The sequence below is a fragment of the Enterococcus sp. genome (assembly GCF_022711995.1).
Lineage (GTDB): Bacteria > Bacillota > Bacilli > Lactobacillales > Enterococcaceae > Enterococcus_D.
The window spans coordinates 1-13,091 of the sequence record NZ_JALAHI010000153.1; the positions used below are offsets into that span (position 1 = coordinate 1).

Here is a 13,091-nt window from a genome sequence, read left to right on the forward strand (position 1 = left end):
AAATAGAAAAATTCCGAAAAATTCTAAATAGTGGGTACTGAGCAAGCGTTACCAACTCAATATTATTGATCCTATCGAACTGTAATCAAAAAAATCCGGAACAGAATGAGGTTCATTCCGTCCCAGATTTCATTTTATGTAACACATCAGTCCATATTAACAAGTCGTCTATCCCTTCACTCACTTTAGAGACTGATTAATGCGTCGGTACATCCTAACAAACAGCCAGAGAAAAAGAATCGTTTCAACAATCAGTAAAACAGCAAAAAGATTCCCTGAATGATTGTGCAACACCACATACACTTCAGCTAAGAAAAAGAGACAGCCGATTAAAAACGTAGGAAATACCCTCTTTTCAGAGTATTTAATCATTTCTTTCTGAGCATATGCCCATTTTTCCTGATTCTTCATTGATGCTTTTGTTCTAAATCCAGCAAATGAATTGATCTTTTTTTCTGGTGGTGTTTTTGCTATCAAGAGAAAACAGCAAGAAGTAAAAAAGGAAATCATATCCGGTCCTCCTATGAATAAAACATTTAACGATGGTAGCTGACCTATGTTTCTTTGCAACAATTCCGGATAAACAACTGGTCTTTCTCTTCTCATTTTATCATGCGCTTACTCTACGTATTGAAAGAACTTGCATGAATAATTGAAAAATTTGTTTTGGCAATTTTGCCTACAGAAAAAATCCTCTTCCTTTAGCTTTTCTTCCCTACCAACACTTGCCATCGTTCATTCGTCTTCAACCAAGAAAAGGTTTCTTCATCACTAAACATGCGGAGAAAATTCTCCTGAGTCTCCTGAACGAAGGTACTGTCGATTTCCTTAAATGTCATGTGTTCATATAACGTTGAGTGAGTGAAATCAGTGATTTTAGCAACACTTGCGAGGATTTTCTCCATTGCTTCAATCGTTCTATCCGCCTCTTTTTCTGCAATAGCTAAGTCAAGATCACTGGATATTTCGTGGTATTCCCCCATTTCAAATAACTGTGCCAATTCTGACTGTTTCTTCACTAGCAGATGTGCCTTTGCTTTATTCTCATCACTCATCGCCAAAAGATATAATTGTTGAAATACCATGCTCATCCTTTGATAACCAGAAAACAGCAGCTCCTCATAAGCTTGATAGGCTTCTGCCACTCGCCCGGTCTTACTGTAAAGATAGGCTTGTTTGCTTTTTCTCTCTGGGTTCTGATTGGAAAAATAATGGAGATAGCTTTCTGCTTTCTCGTATGCTTCTTTTCGTACGTAAAATCCAAACAAAGAATCGGCTGCTCGATTTCTGGTATCTTCATCCCGACTTTCTAATGCCTGTTCATACCAACGATAAATATACTTCTCGTATGTTTCTTTAGCGGGAATCGCTTGTTCCAATAGGTGCACATCCAAAAGCAGTGCTACTTGGCCAATCAATTGTTCGCAATTTGGATAGGCAGCCAAAATTTCTTTGGCCCAGCGAAATACGTCTTCAAACGGTTGATTTTTAAGCTTATGATCCATTTCATGAATGATTTGATTGATCTCGGTTACCGTGAGTTCTTTTTCAAACGAAAATAACGTATCAAGACTAATATCTAGTAATCGTGCAATTGGTGCTAGCAACAAGATATCTGGATGTGAATGCCCCTTTTCCCACTTATTTACAGCGGGTGCTGTCACACCAAGGCGATTGGCTAACTCTTCCTGTGTTAATCCTTTTTTCTTCCGGTACTGGCGAATCACTTCCCCAATTTCCATCGCTGTGTTCTCCTTTTTGGTTGATATCAGTAACTGCTTTGATCATAACAAGAATCCGAACACGCAACAATTGATTAAATGATTCTATTTTCTAAAAAAAATTAACCAGTGGTTATAAGGAGTAAGCAAAGCAGACATAGAAAGCTTGTTTCTTAGTTGTTTTTGTAGCAATCCTTGACGCAAAAAAGGCACCCATCTCTGAGTGCCTTACCAATAACTGCTTATCTCATCTAGTAAACAGTCTTTATGCTTCACTTATTTGACGATTTTCTTGACCATGTCGAATAACGTTTTCACATCTTCTGGTCGCGTATCGCCGGTTTCTTTGTCAATAATCGAACTGTAAATATGCGGAATCACTTTTTTAACGCCTGCATCAATGGCGATTTGTAGAATTTCTTCGAAGTTTTCCAGATCAATTCCTCCGGTTGGTTCTAAATAAAAGTCATATTTTGCACAAGCTTCCGCAACTGCTTTGAATTCTTCTTTGTGCGCTAACCCTTTCATTGGAAAATACTTGATCGAACTTCCACCCATATCTTGCAGCATTTTAATAGCGGTCTCGATGGGAACTTCTGCTGCCGGTGCTTGTGAACTTAAAGGGCCAGTGGCAATATTGACATACCCCACCTTGCCTGTTGGTGAAACCAACCCATTGATGACCGTATCGTTTTGTCCCAATAAAGCACGGGAAGTCCCTACACCAGTGAATACTTGATTGACATGTTGCGGTTGTAAAGTACCGGATAGACGGGAAACCATCTGACTTTGGTTTGGATCTCCGGCGCCCAACCCAACAGACAATGCATTTTCCGTTGCCGCTTGATATTTTTTCATGTCTTCGATTGCTGCTTCATCACTAGTATAGTTTTTTGATAACACACCTAGTACGACATGTCCTGCTGCTGCTTCATAACAAGCCTTCGCATTTTCAACTGAATGAGCCAATACGTTTAAACATACGCGATCTTTATAATAATTTGGAATAACTGACAATTTAAAAGCCTCCTACATGATTTCTTTTAAGCGTTTAATGATTTTTTCCATCTCGTTTTGGTTGACCGAGCGAATATCAAACTCAATAATTCCGTTATTTGCTTGATATTCCCGTGTGTAGACTGCTGGGTTTTGTGCCTTTAGTTCTTTGATGACTTCTTTCGCAGATTTCTTGCTGGTAACCGTTACACTTGCGCGATAGATATCTCTCCCGGCGCCATCTTGAACAATTTTCGCTGATAAATCAGGAAGTTGATTGATCGCTGCTACGAAAGGTGCCAATCGTTGCTTCATGGATTCACCGGATTCACTACCATTTTGGAGGTAATCTTCTACTGCTTGAGTAAAGCCTAAAATATTGTCTTTGCCGATTTTCATTGCGCGGCCAATCCCTTTAGACTGTAGACGAATCCATTGAATGTATTCCTTTTTCCCTATGACCAGACCGGCACTCGGACCTTCGATTGCTTTGGCGCCAGAATAGATAACAAGGTCGGCACCCATTTCGCTGTATTTGAACAAGTCTTCTTCCGCGGCAGCGTCAACGATCAATGGCAAGTGATGGGCTTTGGCAACTTCTACCATCTCCGACACCGTCAGCATACTTTTCTGAACGGTATGGTGACTTTTAATGTATAGAAGTGCGGCTGTTTCTTCAGTGATCATCCTAGAGACATGCTCCGGTGTACACATATTTGCATAACCCGCTTCGACGACTTGTCCACCCCCTTGAGCAACCATTACTTCAACCGGTGTGCCATAATCGACATTGTGTCCCTTAGGTACGACGATCTCCCGTCTCGTAATTTTTTCCGTGTAGGGATGATAGACATGGTATAGGTCGCCTTGCCCAATCAAAGCTGCGACCGATTGGGCAATCCCTGCTGAAGCAGAAGAAACGATCTGTGCATCTTCCACCTTCAATAACTGAGAAAGGTAAGCACCAGTTTTCACAGCCAGATCACTCATTTCAAAAAAATGTTCGCCGCCAAATCGTTGTGCGGCTAGCACACTTTCAGATACTTTCGAGACACCGAGTATCGTCATTTTTCCCGAGGCATTGATGACTTCCTTTAAATCAAACTTCTCATAGCTAATTGTCATAAATGACGCCTCCAATAATTGTTTTGAACGGAATAATTTGTTCTTTCGCTATCCGTGTAAATCCATTGGAATCTTTCAGTTCTTTTTCATTTTCGACAATCTCAAAGATCGTCAAATCTGCATCAAAGCCGGCTGCCAACTGACCTTTCTTTGCCAATTGGAAGTTTTTGGCAGGAACTGAGGTGATTTTCTCAATGATCTCTTCCCACGAGTAGCCTACTACTCTCAATTTTTCTAGCGTAGTAGCCAGATCAAAGACTGGACCATTCGTACGATTGCGGATGTAAATATCTGTACTGATCGAGTTGGCTTTGAGGCCTGCTTTTAAGGCAGTTTCTGCAACATGGAAATTAAAGCTGTCTGTTCCATGGCCGATATCAAAGACAACGCCTTTCTTATACGCATCCCAAACAAAGTCTTTGATTTGATCCGTGGCTTGGTCTAAAATGCCATTCGGTTTCCCATTAAAACAATGTGTCAATACGTCGCCTTTTTCCATTCTTGCCAATACTTCTTCTAATTCAGGGGGCGCCGAACCAATATGAACCATCAGTGGCAAGTCATTGTTTTCTGATTGGATTTTTTTAGCTAAATCCAATGGTGTGATGCCATTTTCACCGACAACTGTTTTGCTCATTCTCGCCTTGATCCCCACAATAAATTCTGGAAGTTCGGCTAATGCAGCTCGGACTAGATTTTCTTGGATTTTTGTTAGATCAGCAAGCTCATCTTGTTCGACGATTCCCCATTTAGAGATATTCATTAGTGCGTACACATTTGTTTTGACCGATTTCGTCAATTGATAAAAATCGCGAATATTTTCTGCTCCTGTAGTTCCTGCGTCAATAACCGTTGTTACTCCTTTTTGAACCCCTATTTGGTCAGGATAATCGTAGTAAAGATTCATTTTTTCATAACAGTGGACATGGTCATCGATCCAACCGGCAGAGAGATAGTAGTTGCCGGATAAATCAATCACTTCTCGTGCCGAATCATTGATCTCGGCGGCAACTGCTTTGATTACGCCTTTTTCCAAAGCAACTTCCACTTTCCTACCATCGATTAATTTGCCATTTTTGATTAAAGTATCAAACATTTTATTGCCTTCTTTCTATTTGATTACCGCTGGGAAGATCGCACCTAAGATCATTGCGCCTAGAATAGCACCACCGGCAATTGGTTTTTTCCAAGCATAAAAAGCTAATGCGCCCAATGTCGCCCCAATGCCAATGGGAATAGAGGCTGCGCAAGCACTTAAAATGATCAATGGGCCCAAAAAACGGCCAGAGGAATTTCCGGCGCCCATCATGACATCCGCACCGAAGGTTGAATTTGACTGATTGATGGTGAATTTGCGGATCAACACGATAATGCCACCAACGATCAGACCCAAGACCAAGCCAGTCAATAACGAGAGGGCAAAATTATCGATAGGTGCTGTTATTTTCATACTTAGGAGAATGGCTGGAACGCCAATCCCGATTCCGGTCAAAATCGAACCACCTAAGTCCAAGATCCCTACTAAAGAGCCTTCTAAAATTCTAGCAAATAAGAAACTTGCACCAAAAGCTGCCGCAGCTCCATAGGAACCGCCATCCAAACCGGCTTTTAGCATCGCAACGATCGAAACTTCATTGAATGCCCCTACGCCATACACGACATACATATGGGTTCCTGAGAATACAGCCGCTGACATGATTCCTACGATCAACGGGAAAGACCAGTCTGCAAACCAAAAACTCTTTTGCCGTTTTGCTTCTAATGCTTTTACCTGTTCTTCTGTCTCCATGATTTTCCTCCTATTTCACACTAAAGATGTTGTGCAAGTTATCAAGCCAATGAGGTACTTGAAGTTGGAAACTCTTGATCATTTCCATATCGAATCCACGGAAAAAGCCGCTGAAAACAAAGAGTAAAACAATCGCAATCATCATGATCTTCGTAACCCGATTCCAACCACTCTCATCGACGCCTTTACCAATCAAGATTCCTAAAACAACCCCTGGTACTGCATTCCCCATGATCAGTTGGGCAATACCACCAAAAAGTGTCCCCCAAAAACCTGTTCGTTTCCCTGCATCTAAAGCCGCCAACCAGAAGATTACTGGCATCACGGTATTGATCAGAATCGTCGCTGCTGGAACCAACACGGAAACAGCAGTTACTTGTAACGCCTCTGGAATTGCTGCAGCTGTCGTATTCAAAAAGGCTACTACTAACGCACCAATAATAGCTCCAATGATCCCCATTTTTTTCGGATCATGCATCGTCTGGGTAACATCTTTGTTTTTGGCTAAGAGAGCCGCAGCTGCCCAGTTAGGTACGATACGGTGGGTCACATCTTGCGTGAATGCTCCGGCACCAACTGAAGAAGCCCAAGCGTTAAAGAAAAATCCTAATCCAAAGGAGAAATGGGAGGCAGCATCCCCCATACAGGCATTCATCTCTCCTAATGTTCTAAAAGCCCCTAATCCTTGCGTACTGGGGGCATGAAACATACGAGCTGCTCCGACAGACGCAGCGAAACCGAGTAAGCCCCCGATGATGATCGATTTGGTTAAAATAATGACAAAATCCACGTTCTTCCTTCCTCCTTATGACTCAAATCATATTTTTTTTGTTACAAACGGTAAAGCAATCCCATTGGGATCTTCTGTGAGGTGTTGACTAAAAGGTACATCTGCCAAGCTTATTTCTGTTACAGTCACCGTGACAGAAAGTTCGACTTCATAACTGACACGCTGCCGAGGAAAAAAGAAAAATAGAAAGCGTTCTGTGTATTTGTTTTCGACCGCCTTCAAAACCTCCGCGTTGACTGGTTCGATGCGCAATAATACTTTCGCTGATGCCATCAGTTTATTTTGGATTTCTGCAAGTGCTGATGCAAAGGCATGTTGCTTGGTTTCTCCTTTACCGGAGACGATGACTTTTTGCTGAGTTGTCTTTTGAACGCTCATCTCATAGGCCCTCTTTCTATTTTCCGTGCTTTTTGATAAATTCTTCCGTCAAACGTCTTCCTAGTTCTTCTTGATCCATGAAGCCGAATCCTAGCACGGTTTTCCCATCTTTGATGGCGGTGACTCCTTCTTCAATCGAACGCATCCCATGTCGTTCTGGATAACCATATTTTGTGGCAGCTGTTAAAGCACCAGCCCCGCCGCTCCCGCAAAAAGAAATCCCCATATCGGCATTCTCTTGTTGCATAACATCGCCTAAACGCATATCTGCACCCATTCCTGGAACAACAACTGCCTTACCGCCAGCTGCTTCTACACCTTTAGCTACGTTTTGTCCTTTACCCATACGATCTGCAATAACTACTGTAATCATGATTGTTTCCTCCTGAATATTAATTATTTTTTGCTGTTTCAAAATGGATCGATAAAACATACATCTCATCTTCACTTAAATTGCCAATCGTACGAACGACTTCATCGGAAATCGCGATGGCTTCTTTGGATACTTCTTTGAACAATTCCCGATCAACAGTGGGAATTGTTTCACCTTCTCGAGAGCGTTTCAGCATCTCGTTCAAGTGATTGATCAAAATCGTCCACTGCAATTCAGTTGGTACAATGGCGTATTCTCCAAGTCGTTCTTCGACTAAAGCAATCACTTGTTTTAATTTTTTCTGATCCTGACTTCCTTCAATAATAGTTATCGCTTCTGCTGACAGTTTCACTAGCTTGACGCTCCTTCTTTTATATATGAAAATAATGCACTGATTTCTGATTTGTTGATGCCTAAATTATTTTCAGCAAAAACTGCTTCAATTTCTCCCACCAACGCTTCTCGATTTAAAATGATTTGGTCCACTTGACTGCCTTCTGCTAAATATTGCTGATCAAATGTGATGCGATGGTCCATTAAGAAAACATGGAGTAAAAAGGCTTCTCGGTATTCTTGGATCAATTCAGACTCTAAGGTGACCAGCAACCGTTCATAAATCGTGTACGCCTTCAAGATCAATTCCTTGCTGAAGTCTTCCAAAGTATCCTTATTGATAGGTGCTTCGTTGAGAGCTAATTTGTGCCCACTATTCTGACTTGTTGAGGCAAGGATTTTTTTGACCATCTGCTGAATATTTTTCAGATCCTGCTCAGTAGGTAGCGGATGGACTTTGATGAAGGGCCGATCAATGCCATTGATCGGAAAAATACTGATAACCAGATCCGGATCTTTTGTGGCAATCACCTCTTGTGCGTTTAAAACCGAAGCGAATGCGACGATGGCAATATTATTTAATTCTTCGTTGATTTTTTGCTTAATCAAACTTGTCACACCCAACCCCGTTGAACAAATGTAGACTGCTCGAACACTTCGCAAGTCCTCTTCTCTTTCGTAGGAAACCAGAAAGTGCAACGCAATATAGGCAACAAAAGAATCATTGATCAGAAGTTTCTCGCTTATTTCTTGTAGGGCTGCTTGATTGATGGCAGCAAATAATTCAGGATATTTCTGTTTGATGTCCTCTTTAAACGGATTGTACTCATTGACAAAGTTTTTCCTTCTTGAGAGACGCATGGACAAATGGGCATAGAGATTTGTTAATAATTGCGGGTCTTGATAAAAAGGAAAGTTGATTTTCTTACTTACTTTGTAAATCATATTCTCAACCAATTTCATGACATCTTGCTGATGGATCGTATCGAAGGTATCACTATAAATATAGTCATATTCATCTTCAAATAACGGCAATTGATAGTAATCAAACACCTGTTGCATCACACGATACGAAAGATCATTTTTATCGATTTCGTGTTCTGGAATCAATTGATACCGCCCAATCGTGGACTCTTTACGCAAGCGAACGGTGGCAATCGTTACGCGAATCAGAATATTTAGTAGTTCTGCATAATTTAGTTTTTCCAGATTCTCAGATTCTAGTAAGTGCCGCATCCGAATAATTACTTGATTAAAGACCTCCTGTAACGGTGTTGCCTTCGCAGAATACATTTCGAAACATTCCGTTTCTCTGCCATTTAACAACAACGCCATTAATTTATAGATGTCATAATCCGTAAACTCTTTTTGCAGAATCTCCTCGATCGTTAACCGAACCAAACGTTCGTTGCCAGTGATCCAAAATCCCTTTCGTGTCTGGCGATTCAGAACTAAGCCTTCTTTGAGAAAATGATGTTCCAATTCATCCAAATCATTCATGATCGTATCTTTGCTTACTTCTAGCGCATTGGCTAGCTTTAGAGCCGTGATCGCTTCCTTGGTAACAAGAAGCATGATCAACAGGCGGTTGATCCGTAAGCTTTGATCTGCAAATAGCTCTAGACGATTGACATCCATCAGCTCGCTTTTTAATTTGATCCGATCGGAATCACTCACACTAAGCCAAATCCCTTGGCTGCGTTTGCTGTGCAATTCTTGATTCCGCTCAATCAACCAATCACGGATATCATCTAGATCATATTTGATCGTTCGAACACTAACATTTTCTTTTTCAGCTAACTGTTTGATCGTTACCGGTTCAGGCCTTTCTAACAAGTAAATCAAAAGTTGACTTTCTCTTTTGGTAAGCTGCTGCATCGTTCTCGCTCCTTACACCGCTAAATATAAGCGTTTTCTCGAATAGTAACAATATGAAATGTTTGCACTTAGATTAGTGCAAATAATCGTAATTTAACAACTCATCTACTTATTCACAAACTTTCCCCCCTCAAAACCGCAAGTTGAACCTATTAATTATTGCACTAAGTGGATCGATTACAAATTTTCGGTACCATTTTTTTCGATTTTTTTCTATTTCATGACGCTAATTCAACTGACAGATTCTCTCCATACCACGATGCATCAGAAATCGATCCCCCACATGCCCTCATTAAACAAAAAAACACTTTCCAACTTTTGGAAAGTGTCAGGAAATAAAATATGAATCTGTTCGTTTTATCAGCTGATTGTTATTTAATCCTATAACTGTGTGTCGTTGAAATTATTAGAAGTAGCTATCTCAATTGTCTTTGAACCGCAGTTTTTTATTGGAATAGGGGGAAAACAGTTTAAAATCCATACACTTGAGAACTAATGAAAAATTACTCATGCGACGCCATTTATCGTTAAGACTACCTCCATTTATTCTTCCCTACTTCTTTTCAAACTCTTTGCCGAAATTTTTGAGATACATTTTTTCCAAAGTATCCTCCAATAAATACAACTTTCTCGGGGAGATAAATGCGTTCTTCCAGTCCCAGTTCACCAAATCATACTTTCCAATGTCAGCCATCTCTCTTACTTCTTCAATCGACAAGTCCAATTCTTTTCTTAGTTCATCGATTTTTTTGATTTGTTTTTTTCTTCTGAGTGCCATTGGTACGTTTACCGAGGAAATAATCACCATAAATCCTAAGAAAGAGGTCCATTCATAATAAAAGTCATATACTCTACATACAAACAACACAAACAAGCCTAATAAGACAAAAATAATCGAATACAAACTATCGATCTTTTCATTAGCTACCATCTTTTTCACCTTTGTGGACTCCTTCCTACTTACCTTCAAGACAAAAAATAAAAAAACAGAAAGCAACTCGCTTTATTTCAGCCGCTCCTAAATATATTTTACTATGGTTTTGATTAACTATTCGTTAAATATTTTCCACTATTCCTCTACTTTTTTCAACCTTAATCGCAACACAAGATACATCATACCTCCTAAAAGACACCCTCCGAGAAGGGAAGCAATGATCCTGTCTAGTGAAACGATGTATGGAAGGAAATCTTCTTCATCCAACAGCATACTAAGCAACCCATTCAATAAGTGAATTGCAATTGCAAAGTAGCTACCCAGCCCAATTCCTTTAAGAATCGTTTTCTTCTTTTCTTTTGCCATATCTTTGGCTTCTACTTCATTTTCTGTCAATTTTAAGCGAGTTGTTGCAAAAAGGACATAGCCGCAGATAACAAAGATAGTAAAGAATATATTACAGCCAATAAAAATCCATAACGCTAATTCTGGCTCCTTATATGCAAAAAGCGTTGCCAGTAAATTGGCAATCATCATATACCCAAACATTAGCATAAACGCATTATCGCCAATATGTTCTACTTATCTCTTTTCGTGTCCAATATATATGACATATTACCGGACTAGTGTAGAATCCCAGAAATCGATCTAACGAACTTTGTGGAGAGTAGTTTTAAAATTTATAATCCATATCAGCAAATTTAGGCTAGAAGTACGTAAAAAAGAACCTTCCAATGGAACAGATCATCCTTACATGAGTAAGCTATTCCAGTAGAATGGAATAGACGTTGAATGCTCAAGAATCTATATCCAACATTTTTCCCTGATTAGTCCATACAGAAAAACTTCTTTTCTTAATCTTCTCATCATGGAACTCATCTTTTTTCCAGATCAACTTTTTGCTATACTATGTGATTATATTGGAAATTTTTATTGCTTATGGAGGAATCATGCAAAAATTTATTGGAAGCAAAGCTTTTTATAAGACCGTTTTAACGATTGCCATTCCGATCATGATCCAAAATGCCATCACCAATTTCGTCGGCTTATTAGATAATTTAATGGTAGGACAAATCGGAACGGCACAAATGTCTGGGGTTGCTATCGTTAACCAGCTGATTTTCGTTTTTAATCTAAGCATCTTTGGCATTGTTTCTGCCGGTAGTATTTTTGGTACCCAGTTTTATGGGAAAAAGGACTATCAAGGAATGCGTGATGCCTTTCGCTTCAAGTTAGCAGGCAATCTTTTGATGTGTCTGTTGGCAATGGGATTGCTATTTTTTTGCCAAGATTTTTTGATTCGACTGTATTTACACGGTACCGGTGACAGTGCTGAACTAACACTTGCTTTGACATCTGCGAAAGAATTTCTAGTTATTCTTTTGTTCAGTCTACCGTTTTTTGCCGTTTCACAAGCCTATGCCAGTTCTTTAAGAGAAATGGGCAAGACCATGGTGCCGATGTTTGCCAGCAGTATCGCCGTGGTGATTAACACGTCCTTAAACTTTTTACTGATTTTCGGTCTGTTTTTCTTTCCAGCTTTAGGGGTGCGAGGTGCAGCTATCTCCACTTTGATTGCCCGGATCGTAGAATGTGGTATCACGATGTATTGGGTGCACCGACACGCCGCTGATAATCCTTTTGTCATTCAGGTCTATCATCAATTCCGTGTGCCGATTCATTTAGTGAAACAGATCCTGCGTAAAGGTTCGCCTTTGATGGCAAATGAAATCCTTTGGGCAATTGGGCAAACAATGATTATTCAAGCCTATTCTGTTCGAGGTCTATCGGTAATTGCTTCCTTGAACATTTCCTCCACCGTCTCCAATTTGTTTAACATTGTCTACATGGCCCTCGGAGGCGCCGTTGCAGTGATGGTGGGACAACTTCTTGGTAACGACCAATTTGAAGAAGCAAAAGACAGTGCCCGGAAGCTCCTTTTCTTTTCCGTCATGAGCTGTCTTGTTCTTGGCCTTTTGATGATCGTGGTAGCACCTTTTTTCCCGGAAATTTATCAAACCGAACCAGCAGTCAAAGATCTAGCGAGCCAATTCATCAAAGTGGCCGCACTATGTATGCCTATGTACGCCTTTAATCATGCCAGCTATTTCATTTTACGTTCCGGTGGGCAAACCCTGATTACCTTCTTATTTGACAGTGTCTTCACTTGGGTGATTGTCTTGCCTCTCGCCTTTGTATTAAGCACCCACACCAGTCTTTCTATTGTCTTAGTCTACTTGTGCTGCCAACTAGCAGAGCTGATCAAGAGCGGGATTGGGTATCGTTTGATTAAATCAGATCTTTGGGTGAAGAATATTGTGCATTGAGGAAAAGTTTCAAAATAGGGATGAAAATGGCCAATATTCCTTTAGTCAAATTCTAGAGATCTCTCAATTTGAAAACACGTGATACCGTGCTATGCTGTTACTACAAATAGATAGTTCAAAGCTATGACCAAAAAGAGCCAATCGGGGGCAACCGAATTGGCTCTTTTTTCGTTCATCTATAGACTAGACAAACCTGAGGCTAGCTGTCTTTTTTATCCTTGGAATCTAGCCATTTATTGATGTGATGGACAACCACAGCAATCATAACTCCAAGCAAGACGTCAAATAGATAATTCACTATATCCTCCCTGCCTGCTGAGGTTTTCAGCTAAAAAAGGAAGACAGCAAAATTATTATAGTGTAGTACCATTAACACCTTATACAAGAAGATAAACCAGTTAATTAATTAAATTAACACAAAAATTTGCACTATTTTTCCGCTTTTAA

At 40.2% G+C, this 13,091-nt stretch carries 14 protein-coding genes; 1 reads left to right on the forward strand and 13 read right to left on the reverse strand.

Translation table 11 applies throughout. From position 1 onward, the window contains the following. Positions 1 to 180: 180 nt before the first annotated feature. The 13 genes from Q0A12_RS14845 to Q0A12_RS14905 all read right to left on the reverse strand — a co-directional run bounded on the left by Q0A12_RS14845 (position 181) and on the right by Q0A12_RS14905 (position 10,890). Complete coding sequence (locus tag Q0A12_RS14845) at positions 181 to 510, reverse strand: SdpI family protein (protein WP_291293402.1); 330 nt, start codon at positions 508 to 510, stop codon at positions 181 to 183. Between the two features lie 191 nt (positions 511 to 701). Continuing rightward, on the reverse strand, positions 702 to 1,742 hold the full coding sequence (locus Q0A12_RS14850) for a helix-turn-helix transcriptional regulator (RefSeq protein WP_291293403.1): 1,041 nt from the start codon (positions 1,740 to 1,742) through the stop codon (positions 702 to 704). A gap of 255 nt (positions 1,743 to 1,997) precedes the next feature. Next, the gene (locus Q0A12_RS14855; protein ID WP_291293404.1) at positions 1,998 to 2,738 is read right to left on the reverse strand and encodes a KDGP aldolase family protein; all 741 of its coding nucleotides are present in this window, start codon (positions 2,736 to 2,738) and stop codon (positions 1,998 to 2,000) included. Positions 2,739 to 2,750: 12 nt separating this feature from the next. Continuing rightward, entirely contained in the window at positions 2,751 to 3,842 is a 1,092-nt protein-coding gene (locus tag Q0A12_RS14860; RefSeq protein ID WP_291293405.1) for a DgaE family pyridoxal phosphate-dependent ammonia lyase, read from the reverse strand. After that, complete coding sequence (locus Q0A12_RS14865; RefSeq protein ID WP_291293406.1) at positions 3,832 to 4,938, reverse strand: amidohydrolase/deacetylase family metallohydrolase; 1,107 nt, start codon at positions 4,936 to 4,938, stop codon at positions 3,832 to 3,834. The genes Q0A12_RS14860 and Q0A12_RS14865 overlap by 11 nt, the downstream gene beginning before the upstream one ends. Positions 4,939 to 4,953: 15 nt before the next feature. Next, positions 4,954 to 5,631, reverse strand: coding sequence for a DUF4310 family protein (locus Q0A12_RS14870; RefSeq protein ID WP_291293407.1), 678 nt, complete (start codon positions 5,629 to 5,631; stop codon positions 4,954 to 4,956). A 10-nt stretch (positions 5,632 to 5,641) separates the two neighbouring features. Next, a complete protein-coding gene (locus Q0A12_RS14875; RefSeq protein ID WP_291293408.1) occupies positions 5,642 to 6,421 on the reverse strand; it encodes a DUF4311 domain-containing protein in 780 nt (259 codons plus the stop codon). A 27-nt stretch (positions 6,422 to 6,448) separates the two neighbouring features. Further along, positions 6,449 to 6,799, reverse strand: coding sequence for a DUF4312 family protein (locus tag Q0A12_RS14880; RefSeq protein WP_291293409.1), 351 nt, complete (start codon positions 6,797 to 6,799; stop codon positions 6,449 to 6,451). A gap of 16 nt (positions 6,800 to 6,815) precedes the next feature. Beyond that, positions 6,816 to 7,172: a glycine-rich SFCGS family protein gene (locus Q0A12_RS14885; RefSeq protein ID WP_291293410.1), complete on the reverse strand. Its 357-nt coding sequence runs from the start codon at positions 7,170 to 7,172 to the stop codon at positions 6,816 to 6,818. A gap of 19 nt (positions 7,173 to 7,191) precedes the next feature. Next, on the reverse strand, positions 7,192 to 7,524 hold the full coding sequence (locus Q0A12_RS14890; RefSeq protein WP_291293411.1) for a PRD domain-containing protein: 333 nt from the start codon (positions 7,522 to 7,524) through the stop codon (positions 7,192 to 7,194). Further along, entirely contained in the window at positions 7,524 to 9,383 is a 1,860-nt protein-coding gene (locus tag Q0A12_RS14895; RefSeq protein ID WP_291293412.1) for an HTH domain-containing protein, read from the reverse strand. The genes Q0A12_RS14890 and Q0A12_RS14895 overlap by 1 nt, the downstream gene beginning before the upstream one ends. Before the next feature lie 553 nt (positions 9,384 to 9,936). Further along, complete coding sequence (locus tag Q0A12_RS14900) at positions 9,937 to 10,314, reverse strand: hypothetical protein (protein WP_291293414.1); 378 nt, start codon at positions 10,312 to 10,314, stop codon at positions 9,937 to 9,939. Positions 10,315 to 10,452: 138 nt separating this feature from the next. Beyond that, complete coding sequence (locus Q0A12_RS14905) at positions 10,453 to 10,890, reverse strand: DUF3278 domain-containing protein (RefSeq protein WP_291293415.1); 438 nt, start codon at positions 10,888 to 10,890, stop codon at positions 10,453 to 10,455. A gap of 377 nt (positions 10,891 to 11,267) precedes the next feature. Between Q0A12_RS14905 and Q0A12_RS14910 the strand changes: the two genes are divergently transcribed. Next, a complete protein-coding gene (locus Q0A12_RS14910) occupies positions 11,268 to 12,644 on the forward strand; it encodes an MATE family efflux transporter (protein WP_291293413.1) in 1,377 nt (458 codons plus the stop codon). The last annotated feature ends 447 nt before the right edge of the window (positions 12,645 to 13,091 follow it).

What these genes read in the sequence shown, in the direction of transcription:
- Q0A12_RS14845 (WP_291293402.1), bottom strand. Translation starts at nt 510, where the DNA reads ATGATTTCCTTTTTTACTTCTTGCTGTTTTCTCTTGATAGCAAAAACA.
- Q0A12_RS14850 (WP_291293403.1), bottom strand. Translation starts at nt 1,742, where the DNA reads ATGGAAATTGGGGAAGTGATTCGCCAGTACCGGAAGAAAAAAGGATTA.
- Q0A12_RS14860 (WP_291293405.1), bottom strand. Translation starts at nt 3,842, where the DNA reads ATGACAATTAGCTATGAGAAGTTTGATTTAAAGGAAGTCATCAATGCC.
- Q0A12_RS14865 (WP_291293406.1), bottom strand. Translation starts at nt 4,938, where the DNA reads ATGTTTGATACTTTAATCAAAAATGGCAAATTAATCGATGGTAGGAAA.
- Q0A12_RS14870 (WP_291293407.1), bottom strand. Translation starts at nt 5,631, where the DNA reads ATGGAGACAGAAGAACAGGTAAAAGCATTAGAAGCAAAACGGCAAAAG.
- Q0A12_RS14880 (WP_291293409.1), bottom strand. Translation starts at nt 6,799, where the DNA reads ATGAGCGTTCAAAAGACAACTCAGCAAAAAGTCATCGTCTCCGGTAAA.
- Q0A12_RS14885 (WP_291293410.1), bottom strand. Translation starts at nt 7,172, where the DNA reads ATGATTACAGTAGTTATTGCAGATCGTATGGGTAAAGGACAAAACGTA.
- Q0A12_RS14895 (WP_291293412.1), bottom strand. Translation starts at nt 9,383, where the DNA reads ATGCAGCAGCTTACCAAAAGAGAAAGTCAACTTTTGATTTACTTGTTA.
- Q0A12_RS14900 (WP_291293414.1), bottom strand. Translation starts at nt 10,314, where the DNA reads ATGGTAGCTAATGAAAAGATCGATAGTTTGTATTCGATTATTTTTGTC.
- Q0A12_RS14910 (WP_291293413.1), top strand. Translation starts at nt 11,268, where the DNA reads ATGCAAAAATTTATTGGAAGCAAAGCTTTTTATAAGACCGTTTTAACG.